At 65.7% G+C, this 22,584-nt stretch carries 22 protein-coding genes; 14 read left to right on the top strand and 8 right to left on the bottom strand.

The features are described from left to right. Nucleotides 1-141 precede the first annotated feature (141 nt). The 4 genes from BJP62_RS03615 to trxC all read left to right on the top strand — a co-directional run bounded on the left by BJP62_RS03615 (nt 142) and on the right by trxC (nt 4,599). On the top strand, nt 142-1,146 hold the full coding sequence (locus tag BJP62_RS03615; RefSeq protein WP_083300679.1) for a Fe(3+) ABC transporter substrate-binding protein: 1,005 nt from the start codon (nt 142-144) through the stop codon (nt 1,144-1,146). 64 nt (nt 1,147-1,210) lie between these two features. Further along, nucleotides 1,211-2,824, top strand: coding sequence for an iron ABC transporter permease (locus BJP62_RS03610; RefSeq protein WP_070526628.1), 1,614 nt, complete (start codon nt 1,211-1,213; stop codon nt 2,822-2,824). Further along, on the top strand, nt 2,821-3,864 hold the full coding sequence (locus BJP62_RS03605; RefSeq protein WP_070526625.1) for an ABC transporter ATP-binding protein: 1,044 nt from the start codon (nt 2,821-2,823) through the stop codon (nt 3,862-3,864). Before BJP62_RS03610 ends, BJP62_RS03605 begins: the two co-directional genes overlap by 4 nt. Nucleotides 3,865-4,176: 312 nt before the next feature. After that, nucleotides 4,177-4,599 (top strand): thioredoxin TrxC, encoded by a 423-nt coding sequence (trxC, locus tag BJP62_RS03600; RefSeq protein WP_070526622.1) that lies wholly within the window; start codon nt 4,177-4,179, stop codon nt 4,597-4,599. Between the two features lie 58 nt (nt 4,600-4,657). Here the strand turns inward: trxC and pbpG are convergent, their stop codons facing one another. Further along, nucleotides 4,658-5,500 carry a D-alanyl-D-alanine endopeptidase gene (gene pbpG, locus BJP62_RS03595; protein WP_236943654.1) on the bottom strand — a complete coding sequence of 281 codons (843 nt, stop codon included), beginning with the start codon at nt 5,498-5,500 and terminating at the stop codon, nt 4,658-4,660. 63 nt (nt 5,501-5,563) lie between these two features. Between pbpG and BJP62_RS18930 the strand changes: the two genes are divergently transcribed. The 4 genes from BJP62_RS18930 to BJP62_RS03580 all read left to right on the top strand — a co-directional run bounded on the left by BJP62_RS18930 (nt 5,564) and on the right by BJP62_RS03580 (nt 10,092). After that, on the top strand, nt 5,564-5,818 hold the full coding sequence (locus tag BJP62_RS18930; protein ID WP_236943653.1) for a hypothetical protein: 255 nt from the start codon (nt 5,564-5,566) through the stop codon (nt 5,816-5,818). 130 nt (nt 5,819-5,948) lie between these two features. Next, the gene (locus BJP62_RS03590; RefSeq protein ID WP_070526618.1) at nt 5,949-7,652 is read left to right on the top strand and encodes an alpha/beta hydrolase; all 1,704 of its coding nucleotides are present in this window, start codon (nt 5,949-5,951) and stop codon (nt 7,650-7,652) included. 80 nt (nt 7,653-7,732) lie between these two features. Then, entirely contained in the window at nt 7,733-8,911 is a 1,179-nt protein-coding gene (locus BJP62_RS03585) for an acetyl-CoA C-acetyltransferase (protein WP_070526615.1), read from the top strand. Nucleotides 8,912-9,261: 350 nt separating this feature from the next. Further along, nucleotides 9,262-10,092, top strand: a complete 831-nt coding sequence (locus tag BJP62_RS03580; protein ID WP_236943652.1) for a sulfurtransferase — start codon at nt 9,262-9,264, stop codon at nt 10,090-10,092. A gap of 117 nt (nt 10,093-10,209) precedes the next feature. Here the strand turns inward: BJP62_RS03580 and thpR are convergent, their stop codons facing one another. Genes thpR through phnF form a run of 3 tightly spaced genes read right to left on the bottom strand, consistent with a single transcriptional unit; the run spans nt 10,210 to nt 12,235 of the window. Then, the gene (gene thpR / locus BJP62_RS03575; RefSeq protein WP_070526609.1) at nt 10,210-10,719 is read right to left on the bottom strand and encodes an RNA 2',3'-cyclic phosphodiesterase; all 510 of its coding nucleotides are present in this window, start codon (nt 10,717-10,719) and stop codon (nt 10,210-10,212) included. After that, nucleotides 10,716-11,510, bottom strand: coding sequence for an NUDIX hydrolase family protein (locus BJP62_RS03570; RefSeq protein ID WP_070526607.1), 795 nt, complete (start codon nt 11,508-11,510; stop codon nt 10,716-10,718). Before BJP62_RS03570 ends, thpR begins: the two co-directional genes overlap by 4 nt. Beyond that, nucleotides 11,510-12,235, bottom strand: coding sequence for a phosphonate metabolism transcriptional regulator PhnF (gene phnF, locus BJP62_RS03565; RefSeq protein WP_070526604.1), 726 nt, complete (start codon nt 12,233-12,235; stop codon nt 11,510-11,512). Before phnF ends, BJP62_RS03570 begins: the two co-directional genes overlap by 1 nt. Before the next feature lie 156 nt (nt 12,236-12,391). Between phnF and BJP62_RS03560 the strand changes: the two genes are divergently transcribed. Then, a complete protein-coding gene (locus BJP62_RS03560) occupies nt 12,392-13,912 on the top strand; it encodes a fumarate hydratase (RefSeq protein WP_070526602.1) in 1,521 nt (506 codons plus the stop codon). Nucleotides 13,913-14,021: 109 nt separating this feature from the next. Here the strand turns inward: BJP62_RS03560 and BJP62_RS03555 are convergent, their stop codons facing one another. The 3 genes from BJP62_RS03555 to BJP62_RS03545 form a co-directional block, all read right to left on the bottom strand. Continuing rightward, a complete protein-coding gene (locus tag BJP62_RS03555; protein WP_070526599.1) occupies nt 14,022-15,089 on the bottom strand; it encodes a porin in 1,068 nt (355 codons plus the stop codon). Nucleotides 15,090-15,292: 203 nt separating this feature from the next. Beyond that, entirely contained in the window at nt 15,293-17,155 is a 1,863-nt protein-coding gene (locus BJP62_RS03550; RefSeq protein WP_205701007.1) for a radical SAM protein, read from the bottom strand. Nucleotides 17,156-17,368: 213 nt separating this feature from the next. Continuing rightward, entirely contained in the window at nt 17,369-18,232 is an 864-nt protein-coding gene (locus tag BJP62_RS03545; RefSeq protein WP_070526594.1) for a LysR family transcriptional regulator, read from the bottom strand. 118 nt (nt 18,233-18,350) lie between these two features. Between BJP62_RS03545 and BJP62_RS03540 the strand changes: the two genes are divergently transcribed. After that, nucleotides 18,351-19,466 (top strand): S-(hydroxymethyl)glutathione dehydrogenase/class III alcohol dehydrogenase, encoded by a 1,116-nt coding sequence (locus BJP62_RS03540; protein ID WP_205701006.1) that lies wholly within the window; start codon nt 18,351-18,353, stop codon nt 19,464-19,466. A 5-nt stretch (nt 19,467-19,471) separates the two neighbouring features. Further along, entirely contained in the window at nt 19,472-20,314 is an 843-nt protein-coding gene (gene fghA, locus BJP62_RS03535; protein ID WP_070532248.1) for an S-formylglutathione hydrolase, read from the top strand. A 51-nt stretch (nt 20,315-20,365) separates the two neighbouring features. On the opposite strand, the gene soxR is transcribed toward fghA, so the two are convergent. Further along, nucleotides 20,366-20,860, bottom strand: a complete 495-nt coding sequence (soxR, locus tag BJP62_RS03530) for a redox-sensitive transcriptional activator SoxR (protein ID WP_070526588.1) — start codon at nt 20,858-20,860, stop codon at nt 20,366-20,368. Between the two features lie 81 nt (nt 20,861-20,941). Here soxR and BJP62_RS03525 point away from each other — a divergent pair, with 81 nt between their 5' ends. Genes BJP62_RS03525 through BJP62_RS03515 form a run of 3 tightly spaced genes read left to right on the top strand, consistent with a single transcriptional unit; the run spans nt 20,942 to nt 22,547 of the window. Next, the gene (locus tag BJP62_RS03525) at nt 20,942-21,286 is read left to right on the top strand and encodes an antibiotic biosynthesis monooxygenase (RefSeq protein ID WP_070526585.1); all 345 of its coding nucleotides are present in this window, start codon (nt 20,942-20,944) and stop codon (nt 21,284-21,286) included. Continuing rightward, nucleotides 21,276-21,680: a VOC family protein gene (locus BJP62_RS03520; RefSeq protein ID WP_070526583.1), complete on the top strand. Its 405-nt coding sequence runs from the start codon at nt 21,276-21,278 to the stop codon at nt 21,678-21,680. Before BJP62_RS03525 ends, BJP62_RS03520 begins: the two co-directional genes overlap by 11 nt. Before the next feature lie 36 nt (nt 21,681-21,716). Then, nucleotides 21,717-22,547: an aminoglycoside phosphotransferase family protein gene (locus BJP62_RS03515; RefSeq protein WP_083300677.1), complete on the top strand. Its 831-nt coding sequence runs from the start codon at nt 21,717-21,719 to the stop codon at nt 22,545-22,547. Nucleotides 22,548-22,584: the final 37 nt, after the last annotated feature.

Below are 22,584 nucleotides of genomic sequence, written 5' to 3'. Positions count from 1 at the left end.
GAGCGCTGCCGCAAACGGGAACGGGCATGCTTGGCTTGCGCGCCGTCCGTCACCGCCTGAGGGTAATGCCAGATTGAGAATAATTAGCGTTTGCGCTAGCATCCAGACCCTCAGCATACCCCCAACCCGGAGCACTCCATCGTGAAGCCCGCCGTGAAGCGTTTTGCCCTTGTCCCGCTTGCTTTCGCCCTGTTTGCAGGCGCAGCCCAAGCCGAATCCGTCACCGTCTACTCGGCACGCAACGAGCAGCTGATCAAGCCGCTGTTCGATGCCTTCACCAAGGACACCGGCGTCGAGGTCAAGCTGCTGACCGACAAGGAAGGCCCGCTGATGGAACGCCTGAAGGCCGAGGGCGAGAACAGCCCGGCCGACATGCTGATCACCGTCGATGCCGGCAATCTGTGGCAGGCCGGCAAGCAGGGCCTGCTCAAGCCGATCGCATCCAAGACCCTGAACGAGAACGTGCCGGCGCACCTGCGCGATCCGAAGGGCGAGTGGTACGGCCTGTCGATCCGCGCCCGGACGATCTTCTTCAACCCGGCGACCGTGAAGCCGGCCGAGCTGTCGACCTACGAAGATCTGGCCGATCCGAAGTGGCAAGGCAAGCTGTGCCTGCGCACGTCGAAGAAGGTCTACAACCAGTCGCTGGTTGCGATGATGATCGCCCAGTACGGCGAGCCGAAGACCGAGAAGATCGTCCGCGGCTGGGTCGCCAATCTGGCGGCGCCGGTGTTCCCGGACGATACCAAGCTGCTCGAGGCGATCGCCGCCGGCCAGTGTCAGGTCGGCGTGGCCAACAGCTACTACTACGGCCGCATCGTCGCCAAGAATCCGCAGTTCCCGGTCAAGCTGTTCTGGGCGAACCAGAACGCCGGCGGCGTCCATGTCAACGTCTCGGGCGCCGGCGTGACCCGCTACGCCAAGAACGAGAAGGGCGCGATCAAGCTGATCGAATGGCTGTCGAGCGAGAAGGCCCAGAACCTCTACGCCGACAAGGACATGGAGTTCCCGGTCAATCCGAAGGTCAAGCCGGACGACCTCGTCTCCAGCTGGGGTCCGTTCAAGCCGAGCATCATCAACATGAGCAAGGCCGGCGAGCTGCAAGGCAAGGCAACGCAGTTGATGGATCGCGCCGGTTACAAGTAAGGTGTCAGTCCTTTGACGAAAACGGGCAGCCTGCGCTGCCCGTTTTCCTTTGAACGTTTTCGCCATGTCCTTTGCCCTGTCCCTGCCGCGGCTCAGCCGCGGCCAACTCTATACGCTGCCGGTTGCGCTGCTGACCGTCGTACCGCTCGCGGTGGTGCTGTCGTCGCTGCTCGATCCGCAGCCCGAAGTCTGGGCGCATCTGGCCGAATACGTCCTGCCGGGCGTGCTGTGGAACACCTTCGTACTGATCGTCGGGGTCGGCGCTGGCGTGCTCCTGCTCGGCGTGCCGCTGGCGTGGCTGACCGCGGTGTACGCGTTTCCGGGGCGGCGCCTGTTCAGCTGGGCGCTGATGCTGCCGCTGGCGATGCCGGCCTACGTGCTGGCCTTCGTCCAGGTCGGCCTGCTCGATTTCACCGGACCGGTGCAGACGCTGCTGCGCTCGCTGTTCGGCACCAGTGCCTGGTTTCCGCAAATCCGCAGCACAGGCGGTGTGATCCTGGTGCTGTCGATGGCGTTCTATCCCTACGTCTACCTGCTGGCGCGCAACGCCTTCCTGACCCAGGGGCGGCGGGCGATCGAGGCGGCGCAGACGCTCGGCGTGTCGCGCAAGCGCGCCTTCTTCACCGTCGCGATCCCGATGGCGCGGCCATGGCTGATCGGCGGCGTCACGCTGGCGCTGATGGAAACGCTGGCCGACTTTGGCACGGTGTCGATCTTCAATTTCGACACCTTCACCACGGCGATCTACAAGGCCTGGTTCTCGCTGTTCAACCTGCCGGCCGCGTCGCAGCTGGCCTCCTTGCTGGTGATGTTCGTGCTGGTGCTCGTTGCGCTCGAACAGTGGGGGCGGGGCGCACGCAGCTATCAGGTGCGCAGTACCCAGGCTGAGCGCATCGTGCTGCGCGGCGCTCAGCGCTGGCTGGCGACGGCGTGGTGCGGCATCGTGCTGCTGCTTGCCTTCGTCGTTCCGCTGTTGCAGCTGCTGGTCTGGGTCAGGGGTGTCTGGGTCGAGGACTTCGACTCGCGCTATCCGGCCTTCATTGGCCGCTCGCTGCTGCTCGCCGCAATGGCCGCCGCGCTGGTGACGCTGCTGGCGCTGCTGCTCGCCTACGCGCGCCGCCGCTACCGGGATGCCGGGACGCGCTGGCTGGTGCGGCTGGCGACGCTCGGTTACGCGGTGCCGGGTACGGTGCTGGCCGTCGGCGTGTTCATCCCGATCGCCTGGCTCGACAATGTGCTGCTGGCCGTCCTGCGGCCGCTGGGCTTCGAAGCGCTGGCGATCTTCAAGGGCACGCTGGCGGTGATGCTGCTGGCGCTGGCGGCGCGTTTTCTCGCCGTCGCGTTCCAGCCGGTCGATTCGGCGATGCAGCGGATCACCCGCAGTCAGGAAGAAGCGGCGCGCTCGCTCGGCCTGAACGGCCGCCAGACCCTGTGGCGGCTGCACCTGCCGCTGCTGCGCGGCGGCCTGCTGTCGGCCGCGCTGCTGACCTTTGTCGACGTGCTCAAGGAAATGCCGATCACGCTGATGACGCGCGCGTTCGGCTGGGACACGCTGGCGGTGCGCGTGTTCGAAATGACCTCGGAGGGCATGTGGGACCGTGCCGCCTTGCCGAGCCTGTTTATCGTGCTCGCCGGCCTGGTGCCGGTGGTGCTGCTGATCCGGAAGTCCGAATCATGATGCTTGAAGTCCACGACGTGTCGGTCCGCTACCCGGGGCGGACGGTGATCGAATCGCTGTCGTTCTCGCTGGCGCCGGGCGAGATCGGCTGCCTGCTCGGCCATTCGGGCTGCGGCAAGACGACGATGCTGCGGGCCATCGCCGGCTTCGAGCCTGTCAGCGCCGGCGAGATCCGCATCGCCGGCGAAACCGTTGCCGGCAACGGCAGTAGCGTGGCGCCGGAGGACAGGCGGATCGGCATGGTCTTCCAGGACTATGCGCTGTTTCCGCACCTGAGCGTGCAGGACAACATCGGCTTCGGAATCAAGGCATTGTCCAACGGCGAACGCCACGCCCGCATCGGCGAAATGCTCGCGCTGGTCGGCCTGAACGGCGAGCGTCACCGTTATCCGCATGAGCTGTCCGGCGGCCAGCAGCAGCGCGTGGCGCTGGCGCGGGCACTGGCGCCGCGGCCGCGGCTGATGCTGCTCGATGAACCGTTCTCGAACCTCGACGCCGAGCTGCGCGAGCGGCTGGGGATCGAGGTCCGTGACATCCTCAAGGCGGCCGGCACGACGGCGATCCTGGTCACGCACGACCAGCGCGAGGCCTTCGCCGTCGCCGACGTCGTCGGCGTGATGATGGACGGCCAGATCCGCCAGTGGGCGAGTCCGTACGCGCTCTACCACCAGCCGGTCGACCGCTTCGTCGCCGGCTTCGTCGGCGAAGGCGTGCTGCTGCCCGGTGTCGTCAACGCCCGCGGGCAGATCGAGTTCGAACTCGGCGCTTTCGAGGGGCCGTTGCCGGCGCATTGCGGCCCGGAAGGCTGCGCGATCGACGTGCTGATCCGTCCCGACGACATCCTGCACGACGACGCCAGCCCGTTTATGGCGACGGTACTGGCAAGAGCGTTCCGCGGGGCCGAGTTCCTCTACACGCTTGCCTTGCCGTCGGGGCGCAAGGTGCAGGCACTGGTGCCGAGTCACCACAACCACGCGGTCGGCGAAGCGATCGGCATCCGGCTGGCGCTCGAGCACGCGGTCGCATTCGTGCGCGATTGACCCCGCGCTGTTGCCACGCGTTTTCCGGGTCGCGTTTGAGCGTAGTTTGGCCCGGAGCTAGGCGCGGCGCGCGCAGTGCAGCCGGTCTACACCAAGTGCTTCGCAATGCGGCATCGGGCCAAAAAACGCCGAAAGGGGCCTTCGCCCAACCGGCGTTGCGTCGAGCTGGCGGGGGATGCCTGCGACGCTCGCCGTGACTTGGTCGGACGAAAAGTGTGCGCCGGCGCGGCCGGAAAACGCATGACAACCGCGCCTCGTCTTGCCCGGCCGCGCAGGCTGGGCGAACATGATCATTTCGCCCGGATTCCCGTCATGATCATTGCCTGCCCGCACTGCCAGACCGCCAACCGGCTCGAACCGCCGCGCATCAAGGATGCGCCTGCCTGCGGCCAGTGCCACCAACCGCTGCTTTCCGGCGCGCCGATCGGCGTCACCGCCGAGAACGCGGCCGAACTGATCGCCGCCAGCCCGGTCCCGGTGGTCGTCGATTTCTGGGCAACGTGGTGCGGACCGTGTCAGGCGTTTGCGCCGGCGTTCGCATCGGCTGCGCAGCACTTTGCCGGCCAGGTGCTGTTCCTCAAGGTCGATACCGACGCCGAACAGGCGCTGGCGGCGCAATACCAGATCCGCAGCATTCCGACGCTGATCGCCTTCGATCGCGGGCGCCAGGTCGAGCGGCTCAACGGCGCGATGTCGTCGGGGCAGTTCAAGGCCTGGGTCAGCCAGCTGGTTTGAAGCCGGCGCAAATGAAAAACGCCCTGCTGGAGCAGGGCGTTTTGCCGGATTGGCCGGATCAACCGGCGCGCAGCTTGGCGTACGGGCTGGTCTCCAGCCATTTCTTCACCCGGTTGGCATCTCCGATCCGGGTATAGCTGCCCTGCGAGTCCATCAGGATCATCACCACCGGCGTGCCTTCGATGGTCGCCTGCAGCACGATGCAATGGCCGGCTTCGTTGATGAAGCCGGTCTTGGACAGGCCGATGTCCCAGTCATCCGACTTCACCAGCGGGTTGGTATTGCGATAGACCATTTCCCGGCCGTTGAGGTTGGACATGAAGCGGTACTCGCTCGATGTCGAGAACTGGTGGATCTCCGGGTAGCGGTGCGCGGCCTTGACCAGCTGGACGAGGTCGCGCGGCGTCGACACATTGCTCGGCGTCAGACCGGTCGAATCATAAAAGCGGCTGCCGCGCATGCCGAGCTGCATGGCTTTTTCGTTCATCTTGCGGATGAACGCGTCGCGCCCGCCCGGGTAGGTGCGCGACAGCGCGGCGGCGGCGCGGTTTTCCGACGACATCAAGGCCAGCAGCAGCACCTCGGCCCGGGTCAGCGAGGTGCCGACCGACAGCCGCGAGCTGGTGTGCTTGAGCATGTCGACGTCGCCTTCGCTGATGGTGATCAGCTCGTTCATCGGCAGGTGTGCATCGAGCGTCACCATCGCCGTCATCAGCTTGGTGATCGACGCGATCGGCATCTGGGCGTCGGCGTTCTTCTCGTAGATGACCTCGCCGCTGTGTTCGTTGACGATCAGCGCGGCCGAGGACTGCACGCCGGGACGCTCCAGCGTCGAGGGCACGGCGACGGCGCGGGATACGCGGACTTCCTGGCGGGCGTTGGCAATGGCCTGGCGACTCACATTGCTCTGTTTTCTGACCGTAACCTTAATGGCCGGTTTTTTCGGCTGAGCGGTTTTCTTCTGTTGATTTTTCGCAACAGTTTGTTTGCCGGCAGGCTTGGACTTGGCCGTTTTGCTGCTGGTTTGGGCATTCTGGGTTGCAGCTTCGGCCATCGGCGCGGCGACGAGCGCAAATGCGGCCAGTACGGCGCAAAGCCCGGAAATTCTTGGTTTCATCAAAACCTCGGAGTCGAGTGCGTACTACTTACATCAGTTGATTCTTATTCTAAAGCAGGTTTGGCTGAAAATGTGGCGAAAAATCAAATGCTAATCGGATGATTTGCAGACGATTGTTTAAACATTTCGCGATGCTTGCAGACAATGTGATATTTCTAATATGCTGCGATGCACCATCGGCGGTTGTGAGACGCCGGTGATCGTGAGCCGCTGTATCTGAATGGAGCATCCCGTGTTGCAGCCGATGTCGCTTGAATCGTTTTTCCAGCAGTTCAACGAAGCCAACCAGAAGTGGTGGGGAAGTTGGGTCAACGCGGTCACGCCGCTTGCGGCAAGTCCGCAGGGGTTTCCACCGGTACAGGGGGTTTCGGCCGAAGCGTTCGATACGCACAACGCTTTCTATCGGCAGCAGCTCAACCTCTGGCTGCAGCTGATCGGTGCCGGCGAGGCGCCGGTCGTCGAGGCGGAGAAGGGCGATCGCCGCTTCTCCTCACCCGAATGGGAGTTGCCGATCTTCAGTTTCCTCAAGCAGAACTACCTGCTGACGTCGAAATGGCTGACCCAGATGGTCGAGCATGTCCACGCTGACGAGGACACCAAGGAAAGGATGGCCTTCTTCGCACGCCAGTACATCGATGCGATCAGCCCGGCCAATTTCGCCGTGACCAATCCCGAAGTGCTCAAGCTTGCCGTCGATACCCAGGGCGAGAGCCTGAACGAGGGGATGAAGAAGCTGCTGGAGGACATGCAGAAAGGCGTGATCACCATGACCGACGAATCGCAGTTCGTCGTCGGCGAGAACCTGGCCGTGACGCCGGGGCAGGTGGTGTTCGAGAACGAGTTGATCCAGCTGATCCAGTATTCGCCGAGTACGGCCGACGTGTTCGAGACGCCGCTGCTGATCGTGCCGCCGTGCGTCAACAAGTATTACATCATGGACCTCAAGCCCGAGAACTCGATGGTGCGCTGGGTCGTCGGCGAAGGGCATACGACCTTTCTGGTGTCATGGAAGTCGATCACGCCGGAACTCGGCCATCTGAAGTGGGACGACTATATCGAACAGGGCGTGGTCGCGGCGACCGACGCGGTACGCAAAATCACGAAGCGCGAGAAAACGAATGTGCTGTCGTTCTGCATCGGCGGCGAACTGGTGTCGTCGGCAGTGCCGGTGATGCAGGCACGCGGGCAGGACTGGTTCGAGTCGCTGACGCTGATGACGGTGATGATCGACCACAGCGAACCCGGCGACATCAAGCACTTTCTCGATCCGGCCGTCGTCGCCAGCCGCGAGGCGGTCATCGCGCAAGGTGGCGTGATCTCGGGCAAGGAGCTGGCGCGCACCTTCGCCGCGCTGCGCGCCAACGACCTGGTGTGGAACTATGTCGTCAACAACTACCTGAAGGGCAAGACGCCGCCGCCGTTCGACCTGCTGTACTGGAACAACGATTCGGCCAACCTGGCGTTGCCGATGCACACGTGGTTCCTGCGCAATATGTACTTCGACAACAATCTCGCCAAGCCGGGGTCGTTTTCGCTGTGCGGGGTGCCGATCGACCTGACGACGATCACCCTGCCGACCTATGTGTTCGCCGCGCGTGAAGACCATATCGTGCCGTGGACGTCGGCTTACCGGACCACCGGCATCTTCAAGGGGCCGCTGCGCTTCGTGCTCGGCGCGTCGGGGCACATCGCCGGTACGATCAATCCCGTATCGACAAACAAGCGCAATTATTGGGTCAATGAGACCCTGGCTGCCGAACCGCAGGTGTGGTTCGACGGCGCGGAGTCCCGTCCGGGAAGCTGGTGGCAGGATTGGGGCCAGTGGCTGGCACCGCGTGCCGGCAAGCGCGTTGATGCACCGAAAACCCTGGGCAACCGTCAGTTCAAGCCGATCGAGCCGGCGCCCGGCCGTTATGTGAAAGAACGCCTGTCCTGAATGCAGTGCCGGGTCAGCCGAACTTGCGGGTGATCCGTTAATCCAAAACACAGCCCGAACGGGCACATGGGAGATTCATCATGACCGACATCGTTATCGTCGCTGCACAACGGACCGCGCTGGGCAATTTCGGCGGCGCGCTGGCCAAGGTGGCCGCGCCTGAACTCGGCGCGACCGTGATTCGTGCGTTGCTGGAAAAAACCGGCCTTGCCGCCGATCAGGTCAGCGAGGTCATCCTCGGCAACGTGCTGACCGCCGGCCTCGGCCAGAACCCGGCCCGTCAGGCACTGCGCCTTGCAGGGCTGCCGGACGCAACGCCGGGACTGACGATCAATCAGGTCTGCGGTTCGGGCCTGAAGGCCGTCGCGCTCGGCCTGCAGGCGATCCTGTCGGGCGAGTCCGACATCGTCATCGCAGGCGGCCAGGAAAACATGAGCGCGACGCCGCACATCCTGCCGGGTTCGCGCGACGGCTTCCGCATGGGCAACGCGCAACTGGTCGACACGATGGTCTACGACGGCCTGACCGATGTGTACAACAAGTACCACATGGGTGTGACCGCCGAGAACATCGCCAAAAAGTACGGCATCAGCCGGACCGAGCAGGACGAACTGGCACTGTCGTCGCAGCAAAAGGCCGCCGCCGCCCAGGCAGCGGGCCGCTTTGCCGATGAAATCGTTCCGGTGACGATTCCGCAGAAGAAGGGCGACCCGGTCGTGTTCGCCGCCGACGAGTTCATCAAGACCAATGCGACGATGGAAGGTCTGGCCAAGCTGCGCCCGGCCTTCGACAAGGAAGGCACGGTTACCGCCGGCAACGCGTCGGGCATCAACGACGGCGCCGCTGCGGTGCTGCTGATGACGCGCGAGAAGGCCGAGGCGCTCGGCCTCAAGCCGCTGGCGACGATCCGTGCCGCCGCGTCGGCCGGTGTCGAACCGAGCCTGATGGGCATGGGGCCGGTGCCGGCGACGCAGCGCGTGCTGGCGCGCACCGGCTGGAAGCTCGACGACCTCGACCTGATCGAGGGCAATGAAGCGTTCGCCGCGCAGGCGCTCGGCGTTGCCCGCGAACTGAAGTGGGACTGGAACCGCGTCAACGTCAACGGCGGCGCGATCGCGCTTGGCCATCCGATCGGTGCATCGGGTGCGCGTATCCTGGTGACGCTGCTGCACGAAATGATCCGCCGCGATGCGAAGAAGGGTCTGGCAACGCTGTGCATCGGCGGTGGCATGGGTGTGGCGCTGGCGGTCGAACGCTGAGTCCCGGCCTGCGCCGTCTGCAACGCCCTCCCGACGGAGGGCGTTTTTCTTGGTGGTTCCTCCGTCCGTCAAGCGACCGGATTGCGGATTGGCCGACCGATACGCGGTCAGCATCGTCGATACGACCAACAAGGTCCGCGCAGGTGGAAAAAGTGGCGCAGATGACCGGAGATAGCAGCGCGATCGGCGAAATCTCGTCGGCCACCGTCCGGCTGGGCGGGCTGGTGGCCAGGCTTGAACGTTCGGCCGGGCAGTTCCGCTGCAACTGAGCGTCTATTGCCGGAAAAGGCCATGAACGGGGTTCGGGGCTGGCGTTATCATCGGGGTTTTCCAAGTTTCGGGGAAACATCTTGTCTTTGCTGATTGAACCGCAGGCGCTGGCGGCCCGGCTGGGCGATTGCGTGGTCGTCGATTGCCGGCATGACCTGGCCGCCCCCGATGCCGGGTGCAAGGCCTACGACGCCGGCCATATCCCCGGGGCGGTGTTCGCCCATCTCGAGACGGATCTGTCCGGCCCGAAGTCGGGTCTGAACGGCCGTCATCCCTTGCCGGCGCCGGAAGCGCTGGCCGAGTGGGCGGGCCGCGCCGGCATCGGCGCGCGGACGCAGGTCGTCGCCTACGACGCGTCGGGCGGGATGTTCGCCGCAAGGCTGTGGTGGCTGTTGCGCTGGCTGGGGCACGAGCGGGTTGCCGTGCTCGATGGCGGCTGGCAGGCGTGGCTGGCCGCCGGTCTGCCGGTGTCGGCCGAGGTGGCGCAGCCGACCGCGGTGCGCTTTGATGCAAGGCCAGATGCGACGGTCGTGGTGGACATGCTGCAAGTCCGGGCGAATCTCGATGAGCCGGCCTGTCTTGTCGTCGATGCCCGCAGTCCGGAGCGCTATCGGGGCCTCGGCGAAACGATCGACCCGGTCGGTGGGCATATCCCCGGTGCGGCGAACCGTTTTTTCCAGCACAACCTCGACGCCGGCGGCCGGTTCAAGCCGGCGGCGCAGTTGCGTGACGAATGGCTGGCGGTGCTCGGCGAATATCCGCCCGCGGGGCTGATCTGCCAGTGCGGATCGGGCGTCACTGCCTGTCACAACCTGTTCGCGCTCGAACTGGCCGGCCTGCCGGGCGCGAGGCTGTACCCGGGGTCGTGGAGCGAATGGTGCGCGCATCCGGACAACCCGGTGGCGCGTTAGCGCGGCCCGTAATCCTGCCGGCGTGCGCGCTGCCTGTCGGGGCCGACGGGAATGCCCGCGGGACGTTGTGCACGACCTTGCCGGCGTCGCGGCATGTCGTCGGTAGCGCCTGGTGGTTCACTTCAACGCATGGCGGTACAGCGGGCGGTAGCGGACGCCGTGCGGCGTCGATTCGGACACGTACAGCACGAGGTGCTCGACAGGCCAGCGGATGGGCGCCGCCAGCGTCTCGGTGACGGGGGCGCCCTTGCGCATCAGGGTGACATGCGGTGCGAAGGGCAGCGGGTCGAAGGTGATGCCGGCGGCGTCCATCGCGCTGCGCAGCTCGCCGGCCAGCGCTTCGAGCCCGGCCGGCGGTGTGCTGCTGCCCAGCCAGACGATGGCGCCGTCCCTGAAGTTGCCGGCGATGTCGAGATCGACGGCAAAGCGTGGCCGGTCGATCGTGGCGATCAGCGCCTGCAGCCGCTGTGCCGTGTGTACGTCGGTGGCGCCGACGAAGGCCAGCGTCAGGTGCAGGTTGTAGTCTGCAGTCGGCCTGCCGCCGAGCAGCGCGTGCAGGCGCTTGCGCTCGGCGGTGATCGCCTTGCGCACCGGCTGCGGCGGCTCGAGGCCGATGAACAACCTCATGCCCAGCCCCGGTCGCGTACGAGTCGCACGGTGGCGAGGCCGGCGTCGCGGGTGAAATCGGCGAGCCGATCCAGCGCTTCACCGACCGGCAGAAGGGTGAAGCCGGCGACCTCGCCGTCGGTATTGTGCGGCACGAAATCGTCCGGCAACTGCAGGTCGTAGGTGTGGAGCACCTCGTCGTGCGTGCCGTCGGGCTCGTTGCGCGTCGTGCGCAGCATGCCGCTCGCCGCCGCCTGTCGTGCCAGCGGCGCCGCTACGCCGGCTTCCTCCCACAGTTCGCGAACGGCGCAGGTGTCGGGTGTTTCGCCTGCGGCGATGCCGCCTGCGGCCAGATTGTCGAGCCGGTTCGGGTCGATGGCCTTGCTTGCACTGCGACGGGCGATCCACAACTGCCGGCCTGCGGTGTAACCGTTGACGTGGACCGCACGGCTGGTCAGGCCGAAGCGCCTGAAGGCCGCGCGTTCCAGTGCGAACAGTGGCCGGGCGGGATCGGGCAGGCCGCGGGCATCGGGGGCAAAGCAGGTGTAGCGCTCGTTGCGCCAGCCGCGGATCAGCCCGGCTTCGCGCATCGCCAGCGCGGCGTGCGCGAGCAGCGCTTCGGCCTGTCCGGGTTCCGCCACGACATGCAGGGCGGGGCCGCTGGCGGCAAAGCGCGGCGACAGCGTCTGCAGAAAGGCGCAGGTGTGCGGTTCCAGCCAGCCGACGGCCTGACCGTAAACGTGGAAGCGAATCAGGCCGCTGGCGTCGAAGCGCGGCTGGGTGCCGAGGTAGGCGTCGATCCGCGCGTCCATCACGCGGCCTCGGGCTCGATCAGCAGCTGGACCGCATCGGCGGCGAAGCGGGTGATGCCGTACTCGATCGGTACGCCGGCGGCGTCGACGTAGACGTTTTCGACATAAAGGATCGGCTGGGTTTTCGGCTGGGCCAGCAGCTGGGCCGTTTCGGGGCGCGGCATCCGGGCGGTGACGCGGCTGAGCTTGCGGCTGAATTCGGTGACCCCGAAGCCGGGCAGCACGTCGGCGATGCAGCCGGTGGCGGCATAGCAGGCGTCGAGCCCGGCAAAGCGGGGCAGCGGGAAGTACTGGGTGCAGACGCCGATGATGCGGTCGTCGACGACGTCGAGCGCGTCGACCTGGAGCACCTCGGTGCCGGCCGCAATCGCCAGCAGCTCGCAGATTTCGTCACGAGGTACCGTGGTGGCGCTGCGCTGGATCCGGCTGGTGCCGCGGCGCTGCTGGTCGTCGAGGCTGTGCGAGAACCGGCGCTTGCGGCCGAGCCGGTAGTCGATCAGTTCCTCCTGCACGAAAGTGCCGCGCCCCTGCTCGATGCGGACGAGGCCGCGGCTTTCCAGCGCCTGTACCGCGCGGCGGACCGTATGGCGGTTGACGTTGAAGCGGCCGGCCAGCTCGATCTCGTTGGGCAGGCGCTCGGTGATCGCCTTGCTGGCGATGTCGGCGGCGAGCGCCAGTTCGATCTGCCGCCACACCGCAATGCCCGATCCGCGTTCAACCCTCATGCCGTGTTCCTGTCCGTTGTCGTTAGATTGGCCGAGATGCTAGCCGGTGGTTGTTTCATCTAGATGATTCTACGTCTTGCGGTAATCCCGGGGCGCGACAACGCTGCGCGCACTGGTAAAATGCACACTTTTCCCGCCCAAGCCCCGGAGCACTTCATGGCCGTCATCCGTCAGGACGATCTGATCGACAGCATTGCCGATGCGCTGCAGTACATCAGCTACTACCACCCGAAAGACTACATCCAGGCCCTTGGCAAGGCGTACGAGCGCGAGGAAAGCCCGGCCGCCAAGGATGCGATCGCGCAGATCCTCACCAACAGCCGGATGTGCGCCGAAGGCAAGCGTCCGATCTGTCAGGACACCGGCATCGTCACCTGTTTCGTCCGCGTCGGCATGAACGTGCAGTGGGAAGGCTGTACGATGGGCGTGACTGACATGGTCAACGAAGGCGTGCGCCGCGCTTACCTGCATCCGGACAACAAGCTGCGCGCGTCGATCCTGATGGACCCGGCCGGTTCGCGCCGCAACACCCGCGACAACACGCCGGCGGTGATCCATTACGAGATCGTCCCCGGCGATACGGTCGAGATCGACATCGCCGCCAAGGGCGGCGGTTCGGAAAACAAGACCAAGTTCGTCATGCTCAACCCGTCCGACAGCATTGTCGACTGGGTACTCAAGACCGTGCCGCTGATGGGCGCCGGCTGGTGTCCGCCGGGCATGCTCGGCATCGGCATCGGCGGCACCGCCGAGAAGGCGATGGTGATGGCCAAGGAAGCGCTGATGGAGGAGATCGACATCCATGAGCTGATCGAACGCGGCCCGCAGAACCGCGCCGAGGAACTGCGGATCGAGCTGTACGAAAAGGTCAATGCACTGGGCATCGGCGCGCAGGGCCTTGGCGGCCTGGCCACCGTGCTCGACGTCAAGATCAAGGACTACCCGACCCACGCCGCCAGCCTGCCGGTGGCGATGATCCCGAACTGCGCGGCGACGCGCCACGTGCATTTCATTCTCGACGGTTCCGGCCCGGCTGTGCTCGAAGCGCCGAAGCTCGAAGACTGGCCGGAGGTGACCTGGACGCCGTCCAGCGAATCCACCCGTGTCGACCTGAACACCGTGACCCGCGACGAAGTCGCCAGCTGGAAGCCGGGCCAGACGCTGCTGCTGAACGGCAAGATGCTCACCGGCCGTGATGCCGCCCACAAGCGCATGGTCGAGATGCTGGGCAAGGGCGAGAAGCTACCGGTCGACTTCACCAACCGCTTCATCTACTACGTCGGCCCGGTCGACCCGGTGCGCGACGAAGTTGTCGGCCCGGCCGGCCCGACCACGGCGACGCGGATGGACAAGTTCACCGGTCAGGTGCTGGCGCAGACCGGTTTGCTGGGCATGATCGGCAAGGCCGAGCGCGGTCCGGTCGCCATCGACGCGATCAAGCAGCACCAGTCGGTCTACCTGATGGCGGTTGGCGGTGCGGCCTACCTCGTGTCGAAGGCGATCAAGGGTTCGCGCGTCGTCGGCTTCGAGGATCTGGGCATGGAAGCGATCTACGAATTCGACGTCGTCGACATGCCGGTGACAGTGGCGGTCGACAGCGGCGGCACTTCGGTGCACGCGGTCGCGCCGAAGGAGTGGCAGGCGAAAATCGGCAAGATTCCGCTCGCGACGGTCTGAACGCTGACCGTGGTGCAATGACGAAGACCGGCCGATGGCCGGTTTTTGTTTGCCGAAAAAAAAGGGCGGCCGAAGCCGCCCTCAAGGTTCTCGTATCTAGGTACAGCGTTTAAAACCCGGTCCAGGTCCCGAACAGCAGACGGTAGCTGTCGGCATCGACCGCGTTACCGTATGACGTCCCGTAGTTGGCACCGATACTGCCGTTTCCGCCATTCATCGCGTAGCGAAGCTGGACGTAGCCGACGGTATTGCTGGACAGCGTGTAGTTCCATTGGCCGAAGAGCACATTGGTATCGCTGTCGTCGATCGTGTTACCGGCGGCGTTCTCCGCCTCGGTGAAGTAGTTGTAGGTCAGGCCGACGGTATGCTTGCCGGCCGAGTAGATGCCCTGCAGCCAGTACTGCTCCTGTTGCGGGCCGGCAAACGAGTTGCAGCCGGCACCGGCCTGGCAGTCCCACGACTTGTAGCCGCCCTTCATCGTGAAGGCGCCGAAGTTGTAGCCGCCGGCGACGAAGTACATTTTGTCCTTGCTGTCGCCGCCGTCGTTGCGGGTTTCCTGGTAACCGGCGTCGACCATGAAGCCGGCCTTGTTGAAGCCGGCGGTGATGTCGTAGAAGTACTCGCTCGATTTGCCGTCGACCTGGTTGTTCTGGCCGCGGAACGAATACTGGCCCGAGAAGGTGAAGCCGCCCCAGTTCGGCGAGTCATAGTTGATCGCGTTTTCCGGGTTGAAGCCGATCACGCCGACCTCGGCCACGTGCATGGCGCCGCCCAGGTTGCCGTACGGCCAGTCGAGCTTCAGGTAGGTCGGCGAGTAGATCTTGCCCAGGCGCAGCGTACCCCATTCGCCTTGCCAGCCGCCCCATGCCTCGCGGTTGCCCCAGGTGCGGGCGGAGCTGCCGGTATTGAGTTCGCCGCCGGTTGCGCTGTTGTCGCGATAGTTTTCGACACCGGTCCAGATTTTCCAGATCACCTTGGAGCCGTTGTCGAGCTTGTCGCTGCCGCTGAAGAACAGCCGCGGTTCGACATCGAGCTCGACTTCGCCCTTGTAGCCCTTGGCCTGGGAGTCGACGTAGTAGACGTCGGCTTCGATCGAGCCGCCGATGGTGACTTCGGCAAACGCCTGGGTGCTGAAGGCAGCCGCGATGGCGGCCGACAGCAAGATACGCGTGAACATGACAATCATCCTTGTATGCAAGACATTTTTCGGGAACCACCCGCAGCGGCACGGGTCTGCCGGCCAGGTGTACGATCACCGTAAATGACATTGGCATTACGCGGAATGCATGTTGTTAGTTGTTGACTATCAAAACAACATTTTTGATAGTTTAAGACAATTTAAGCAAAGTGCTGCCGCCGCCTGAGCAGCCGCAGCGGTGGTCAGTGCTGGCCGAGTGCCCGTTCGATGAAGCGCCTGGCCACCGTCGGCCTTGGCACCTGTACGTCGAACCAGCGCCGTACGTCCATGTCCAGCCCGATCCCGTGCATGTAGTTGTACAGCGCCTTGTTCAGCGCCCGGCCCAGTTCGTCGTGGTCGACACCGGTCGGGTCGACGAAGCCGACGTCGTTTTTGGCGAAACCGCCCGGCGGCAGCGGTTCGAGCGTGACGCCGTATTCCTCGGGGTTCTGGCCGACCGGCGAGTGCACGGTACAGGCGAAGCGGTGGAAGAAGCCGCTCTGGATGCAGCCGTGCTCGAACAGCTGGCGCACGTATTCGAGCGCGTCGACGGTGTCCTGCACGGTCTGGGTCGGGAAGCCGTACATCAAATAGGCGTGAACGAGGATGCCGGCGTCGGTGAATGCCGCAGTGACGCGCGCGACCTGATCGACCGAGACGCCTTTCTTCATCAGCTTGAGCAACCGGTCCGACGCGACCTCGAGCCCGCCCGAAATCGCGATGCAGCCCGAATCGGCCAGCAGCTGGCACAGCTCGGGCGAAAACGATTTCTCGAAGCGCACATTGCCCCACCACGAGATCGCCACCTTGCGGCGCAGCAGCTCCTCGGCCAGCGCCTTGAGCATTTTCGGCGGCGCGGCCTCGTCGACGAAGTGGAAACCGGTCTGGCCGGTCTCAAGGATGATTTTCTCGATCCGGTCGACCAGCTCCTTCGCCGACGCGGTTTCGTAGCGCGAGATGTAGTCGAGCGTCACGTCGCAGAAGCTGCACTTCTTCCAGTAGCAACCGTGCGCGACGGTGAGCTTGTTCCAGCGTCCGTCGGACCACAGCCGGTGCATCGGGTTGAGCATGTCGAGTAGCGACAGGTAACGGTCGAGGGGCAGGCCGTCCCACGTCGGCGTGCCCCATTCCTCGAACGGTACGTCGGGCTCGGGGAAGTTGATGTAGCGGACCTTGTCCTCGTCTCGCACGAAGGTGCGCACCAGCCGCTCGCGCGAGCGGCCGCCCTTCAGGTGGTCGATCAGCGCCAGCAGCGGGCGTTCACCCGAATCGAGCGTGACGAAGTCGACGAAGTCGAACACGCGCGGGTCGGACAGCTCGCGCAACTCGGTGTTGGCGAAGCCGCCGCCAAGGCCGATGCGGATCTGCGGATGACGCGCCTTGATCGTCTGGGCGATCCGGAACGCCGCGTACACGGCGCCCGGGAACGGGACCGACAGCAGTACCAGCGCCGGCTGGTGGCGTTCGATCGCGGCCAGCGTCAGCGTCTCGAGCACCTCATCGACCAGGGTCGGCGGGGCGGCCAGCGCATCGGCGAGCGGGTCGAAGGTCGGCTGGCTCATCGCCAGCGATTCGGCGTAGCGGACGAATTCGAAGCGCGGATCGACCGCGTCGCGCAGCACGTCGGCCAGGTCGTTCAAGTACAGCGTCGCCAGATGCCGGGCGCGGTCCTGCATGCCGAGCGCACCGAACGCCCAGGCCAGCGGATCGCCGCCTTCGTCGTCGACGTAAACGTCGAGCGCGGCGAAGCGCGGGCCTTCGGGCAGGAAGTTGCGGCTGCAGATCCGGTGGCCGACGGTCGAATCGCGGCCCTGCAGGAAGGCGATCGTTGCGGTGACCGTTGCATCGTAGCGATCGAACTGGTCGTGGAATGACTGAACCGCTTCGCTGCGGCGGCGCGGCGGAACGTGCTCGACGCATTGCCGCAGTCTGGCGAGACCGTCGCGCGAGAACAGCGCCAGCACCAGTTGCAGCGCCAGGTCTTCCTGCACTGCATCGAAACCGCGCGAGCGCAGGAAGCCGGTCAGGTAGGCCGTCGACGGGTAGGGCGTATTGAGCTGCGTCATCGGCGGGATCAGCGAGAGGACGCGGAAGGGCTGGTTCAGCACGCGGCACCCCGCCGGAGGATGACGGTGTCCGTTGCATGCCCGTTGCGGGCGGCGATCCAACTCGAAATGTTCATGACCAGGCCTTGCCGAAGAAGCGCGCGGGCTTGCACCGGCGCAAACGCGTATTTTGCCAGACTCGGCGCCCCCGCATGCCGGACCGCGCCGGCCGGTTCACAGCACGGTTTCGAGCAGCGTGATGAAGCCGCTGACCTTCTGCGGCACGAAGCGGTTGCGCGGGTAGTTGGCCCAGATGCCGTCGACCAGCGTATGGGCGCCGAGCAGGCTGCACAGGCGCCCGCTGGCCAGATGCTCGCGCACGTAATAGTCGGGCAGTTGCACGAGGCCAAGCCCGGCCAGCGCGGCGTCGACGAGCGCCGCGCCGCTGTTGCAGCGCAGCCGGCCGCCGACGTGGACTTCGCGGGTGTGTCCGTCGGCATCGCGGAAGCGCCATGTGTTCAGCGTGCCGGCCAGGCACTGGTGGTGCTTGAGTTCGGCCAGCGTGTGCGGCGCGCCGAATTGCGCCAGATAGGCCGGCGATGCGCAGATGTGGTGGGTGCGGCTGCCGAGCTGGCGGACCGTCAGCGATGAGGCGTCCATCGGCCCGAGGCGGATGCCCAGGTCGTAGCCCTCGGCGACGAGATCGACCTTGCGGTTGTCGAGGTTGAGTTCGGCGGTGACCGCCGGCTGCGCCTGCAGGTAGCGGTGCAGCAGCGGCGCGACGACGCGCTCGCCGTAGTACACCGGCGCGGTGATGCGCAGGTGGCCGCTGGGCCGGTCCTGTGCTTGCGATACGGCCTGTTCGGCTTCGCGCAGGCCGTCGAGGAGCGGCCTGCAGTGCTGGTAGTACAGCTGGCCGGCTTCGGTGACGCTGACCTTGCGCGTGGTCCGGTACAAGAGGCGCGCGGCCAGCCGCTGTTCGAGCTGCGACACCTGCCGGCTGACCTGGGCGACCGAGATGCCCAGCCGCTGCGCCGCGGCGGTGAAGCTGTTCGTTTCGACCACGGCGACGAACTCGCTGACGCCTTCCCAGTTCATCGTTGTTGCTCTTTGGAAAAAATATCTTTCCATTAAACATGATTGTCGATGACTGGGTAATAAATAGAATCGACCGTTATTGTTGCCAACCTTCATCCGAGGACATTCCATGCAGACCATGAAGACCCGCGCCGCCGTCGCCTGGGGGCCGAACCAGCCTTTGAGCATCGAGGAAGTCGACCTGCAGCTGCCGCAGAAGGGCGAAGTGCTGGTGCGCATCGTCGCCAGCGGCGTCTGCCATACCGACGCGTACACGCTGTCGGGCATGGATTCGGAAGGCGTGTTTCCGGCGATCCTCGGCCACGAAGGTGCCGGGGTCGTCGAGGCGGTCGGCGAGGGCGTGCGCAGCGTCGCGGTCGGCGATCACGTGATTCCGCTCTATACGCCCGAATGCGGCGAGTGCAAGTTCTGCAAGTCGGGCAAGACCAACCTCTGTCAGGCGATCCGCGCGACGCAGGGCAAGGGCCTGATGCCGGACGGCACGACCCGGTTCTCGAAGGACGGCAAGCCGATCTACCACTACATGGGCACGTCGACGTTCTCCGAATACACGGTGCTGCCGGAAATCGCGCTCGCCAAGATCAACAAGACCGCGCCGCTCGAGGAGGTCTGCCTGCTCGGTTGCGGCGTCACCACCGGCATGGGCGCGGTGATGAATACCGCCAAGGTCAAGGCCGGCGACACGGTGGCGATCTTCGGCCTCGGCGGCATCGGCCTGTCGGCGGTGATCGGCGCCAGAATGGCCGGCGCGTCGCGCATCATCGGCATCGACATCAACACCAGCAAGTTCGAGCTGGCCAGGCAGCTCGGCGCAACCGACCTGATCAACCCGAACGAGTTCGACCAGCCGATCCAGGACGTGATCGTTGCGATGACCGACGGCGGCGTCGATTTCTCGTTCGAATGCATCGGCAACGTCAAGGTGATGCGCTCGGCGCTCGAGTGCTGCCACAAGGGCTGGGGCGAGTCGGTGATCATCGGTGTTGCCGCCGCGGGCGAGGAAATCAGCACCCGGCCGTTCCAGCTGGTCACCGGCCGCGTCTGGCGCGGTTCGGCCTTCGGCGGCGTGCGTGGCCGTTCCGAACTGCCCGATTACGTCGAGCGCTACCTGAAGGGCGAGTTCCGCCTCGACGATTTCATCACCCACACGATGCCGCTCGAGGACATCAACACCGCGTTCGACCTGATGCACGAAGGCAAGTCGATCCGTTCCGTCATCCACTACGCAAAGTAATGGCCATGGCCGATACCCTGGAACTGCTCTCGAGCAACTGCGCGTTCGGCGGCTGGCACAAGCGCTACCGCCACCGCTCGACCGCCACCGGCACGGTGATGACCTTTGCGATCTATCTGCCGCCGCAGGCACAGGGCGGTACGGTGCCTGTGCTCTACTGGCTGTCCGGGCTGACCTGTACCGACGAGAACTTCGCCACCAAGGCCGGCGCGCAGCGTGTGGCGGCCGAACTGGGGCTGGCGCTGGTGATGCCCGATACCAGCCCGCGCGGCGACGGCGTTGCCGATGCCGACAGTTACGATCTGGGCCAGGGCGCGGGGTTTTACGTCAACGCGACGCAGGCGCCGTGGGCCGCGCATTACCGGATGTACGACTACGTGGTCGACGAACTGCCGGCGCTGGTCGAAGCCCACTTCCCGGTGACGCAGCAGCGCGCGATCAGCGGCCATTCGATGGGGGGACACGGCGCGCTGATGATCGCGCTGCGCAATCCGGGGCGCTACAGCTCGGTGTCGGCGTTCGCGCCCATCGTCAATCCGAGCCAGGTGCCGTGGGGCCAGAAGGCCTTTGCGCATTATCTGGGCGAGGACCGCAACAGCTGGCTGGCGTACGACAGCTGCCACCAGCTCGGCCTGGCGCTCGAGCGGCTGCCGATGCTCGTCGACCAGGGCGAGCAGGACGGGTTCATGCCGGAGCAGCTCCAGCCCGATGCGCTCGCCGTCATCGCGCGCCGGAACGACTGGCCGCTGACCTTGCGGCGCCAGCCCGGCTATGACCACAGCTACTACTTCATCGCCAGCTTCATCGAGGACCATCTGCGCTTTCACGCGCATCACCTCGCGGCCTGACGATACCGCGCCCCGGCCGGCCCGGGGCGCTCATGGCTGCTGAAAGCCGGTTCAAGCGCGCGGTGCCGCGTCCGCAACCGTTTCGGGGTCCAGATGCCGTGCCCCCGGACCCTGGGCCCCAAGGGTGTCGTTGGGATTGCGCAGCCGGCAATGCTCGATCGACAGGCAGCCGCAGCCGATGCAGTCGTCGAGATGGTCGCGCAGCGCGTGCAGCTGCGCGATCCGGGCGTCGAGATCGGCACGCCACATCGCGGAAAGCCGTACCCAGTCGTCGCGGCTCGGTGCGGCGGTGGCCGGCAGCGTCGCCAGCGCTTCGGCGATCCGGGCCAGCGGGATGCCGACGCGTTGCGCGACGCGGATCACCGCAACGCGGCGCAGCACGTCGCGGGTATAGCGACGCTGCTGCCCCTGCGTGCGCTGGCTGCTGATCAGCCCCTTGCTCTCGTAGAAATGCAGCGCCGAAACGGCGACGCCGCTGCGGCGCGCGACCTCGCCGACCGACAGCGTCGATGGCAGGCCGGACGGATGGGGCGGTGCGATCGTCATTTTCTCTTGACCTCAACTTAACTTGAGATTTTACGCTGTGATTATTGCAGCCGATCGGGCTGCGCACAACGGAGTCTCAGCATGTCGAACCAAGCCGGAAATGCGGTCTATCGCGTCGACCGTTTCACCGTTCCCGAGGCCGCGCTGGCCGTGTTCCTGGCGCGCGTCGAACAGACCAACCGCTTGCTGGCGCTGCAGCCGGGGCACCGGTTCCAGCGCGTGCTGACGCGCGCCGGAAATCCGCAGCAGGTGGTGACGGTGATCGAATGGGCCGATGCGGCGGCGCTGGCGGCGGCCAGGCAGGTGATCGAGCAGCATTACGCCGAAACGAGGTTCGATGCCGCGGCGTTCATGCAGCAGCTGGGAGTCCACGCCGACATGGGCGTCTTCCACGACGTACCGGCGGTGGCTGCCCATGCAGTTTGAGTTGCCGGGCATCATCCTGTTCACCGAACGCTTCGACGCGTGCGTGGCGTTCTACCGTGACCGGCTGGCGCTGCCGGCGGTTGTCGCCAGGCCGGGGCTGGTCACGCTCGACCTTGGTGGCGCCTATCTGATGATCGAGTCCGGCGGTGTGGGCCGGCGCGGGCCGAAGCCGATCGACGAGAACCCGACCATCCTGCGCTTCAACGTCAGCGACGTCGATGCCGCCGCCGGCTTGCTGAGGTGCCAGGGCATCGACGTCGAGGTGCTGCGGCTGGACTGGGGCGTGGTCGGCTGCTTCAGCGATCCGGACGGCAACCGCTGCGAACTCAAGGATCACTCCGCCAGTTTTCATGTACTGTCCCGGCAGGTGCCGAAACACTGCGAAACCGCCTGATGCCCGGCTGGGCATGGTCGGGCTAGGGAAAAAACCATGAATGAAGCGGAAGACGCCGAAGGGCCGGCAAGGCTGCAGGCCTGCCTTACGCGCTGGCATCTGACCGCCCGGGGCGCGCCGTGGTGCACCGGGTCCGGCTGGCTGCAGGCGGTCTGGCGCAATGGCGAACCCGCGATGCTGAAGGTGGCGCTGGTGCCGGAGGAGCGCCGGGGCGGGCAACTGATGGTCTGGTGGCGCGGCCGGGGCGCGGCGCGCGTGCTGGCCCACGATGCCGACGCCATCCTGCTCGAGCACGCGACCGGCCGGCGATCGCTGCCCTGCATGGCCCGCAACGGCCAGGACGACGCGGCAAGTCGCATTATTTGCGATGTTGCCGCGCGGCTGCACGCGCCACAATCGCGTCCCCGGCCGGACCTGGTGCCCTTGTCGGCGTGGTTCGCATCACTGGCGCAGGCTGCCGGGACGCGCGGCGGGGTCTTCCGCGAGGCCGGCGCGGTGGCCGCCGATCTGCTTGGCGCGCAGCAGGACACCGTTGTCCTCCACGGCGATCTCCATCACGGCAATGTGCTGGATGCCGGTACGCGAGGCTGGCTGGCGATCGACCCCAAGGGGCTGATCGGCGAACGCGGCTTCGATTTCGCCAACATCCTTTGCAACCCCGACCATGATCTGGCGACCTCGCCGGGACGGCTGAACCGGCAGGTCGCGGTGATCGCCGAGGCGGCCGGTCTGGATCGCCGGCGCCTGCATGCGTGGGTTGCCGCGTGGGCCGGCCTGTCTGCGGCATGGCATCTGGAGGACGACACGGGGCCGGATACCGCACTGGCGGTGGCCGGACTGGCGCTGGCCGCGCTACGCACGGGCTGACTGACGGGCTGACCGCGCCGGGCGGTTTGCCGGCATT

Origin of the sequence: Jeongeupia sp. USM3 (genome assembly GCF_001808185.1) — a bacterium.
Lineage (GTDB): Bacteria > Pseudomonadota > Gammaproteobacteria > Burkholderiales > Chitinibacteraceae > Jeongeupia.
This window is presented reverse-complemented; position numbering and strand designations above follow the sequence as displayed.

Excerpts from the sequence above, each read along its gene's own strand:
- BJP62_RS03610 (WP_070526628.1), top strand. The coding sequence starts at position 1,211 with ATGTCCTTTGCCCTGTCCCTGCCGCGGCTCAGCCGCGGCCAACTCTAT.
- BJP62_RS03605 (WP_070526625.1), top strand. The coding sequence starts at position 2,821 with ATGATGCTTGAAGTCCACGACGTGTCGGTCCGCTACCCGGGGCGGACG.
- trxC (WP_070526622.1), top strand. The coding sequence starts at position 4,177 with ATGATCATTGCCTGCCCGCACTGCCAGACCGCCAACCGGCTCGAACCG.
- BJP62_RS03585 (WP_070526615.1), top strand. The coding sequence starts at position 7,733 with ATGACCGACATCGTTATCGTCGCTGCACAACGGACCGCGCTGGGCAAT.
- thpR (WP_070526609.1), bottom strand. The coding sequence starts at position 10,719 with ATGAGGTTGTTCATCGGCCTCGAGCCGCCGCAGCCGGTGCGCAAGGCG.
- BJP62_RS03570 (WP_070526607.1), bottom strand. The coding sequence starts at position 11,510 with ATGGACGCGCGGATCGACGCCTACCTCGGCACCCAGCCGCGCTTCGAC.
- phnF (WP_070526604.1), bottom strand. The coding sequence starts at position 12,235 with ATGAGGGTTGAACGCGGATCGGGCATTGCGGTGTGGCGGCAGATCGAA.
- BJP62_RS03560 (WP_070526602.1), top strand. The coding sequence starts at position 12,392 with ATGGCCGTCATCCGTCAGGACGATCTGATCGACAGCATTGCCGATGCG.
- BJP62_RS03555 (WP_070526599.1), bottom strand. The coding sequence starts at position 15,089 with ATGTTCACGCGTATCTTGCTGTCGGCCGCCATCGCGGCTGCCTTCAGC.
- BJP62_RS03550 (WP_205701007.1), bottom strand. The coding sequence starts at position 17,155 with ATGACGCAGCTCAATACGCCCTACCCGTCGACGGCCTACCTGACCGGC.
- BJP62_RS03545 (WP_070526594.1), bottom strand. The coding sequence starts at position 18,232 with ATGAACTGGGAAGGCGTCAGCGAGTTCGTCGCCGTGGTCGAAACGAAC.
- BJP62_RS03540 (WP_205701006.1), top strand. The coding sequence starts at position 18,351 with ATGAAGACCCGCGCCGCCGTCGCCTGGGGGCCGAACCAGCCTTTGAGC.
- fghA (WP_070532248.1), top strand. The coding sequence starts at position 19,472 with ATGGCCGATACCCTGGAACTGCTCTCGAGCAACTGCGCGTTCGGCGGC.
- soxR (WP_070526588.1), bottom strand. The coding sequence starts at position 20,860 with ATGACGATCGCACCGCCCCATCCGTCCGGCCTGCCATCGACGCTGTCG.
- BJP62_RS03525 (WP_070526585.1), top strand. The coding sequence starts at position 20,942 with ATGTCGAACCAAGCCGGAAATGCGGTCTATCGCGTCGACCGTTTCACC.
- BJP62_RS03520 (WP_070526583.1), top strand. The coding sequence starts at position 21,276 with ATGCAGTTTGAGTTGCCGGGCATCATCCTGTTCACCGAACGCTTCGAC.
- BJP62_RS03515 (WP_083300677.1), top strand. The coding sequence starts at position 21,717 with ATGAATGAAGCGGAAGACGCCGAAGGGCCGGCAAGGCTGCAGGCCTGC.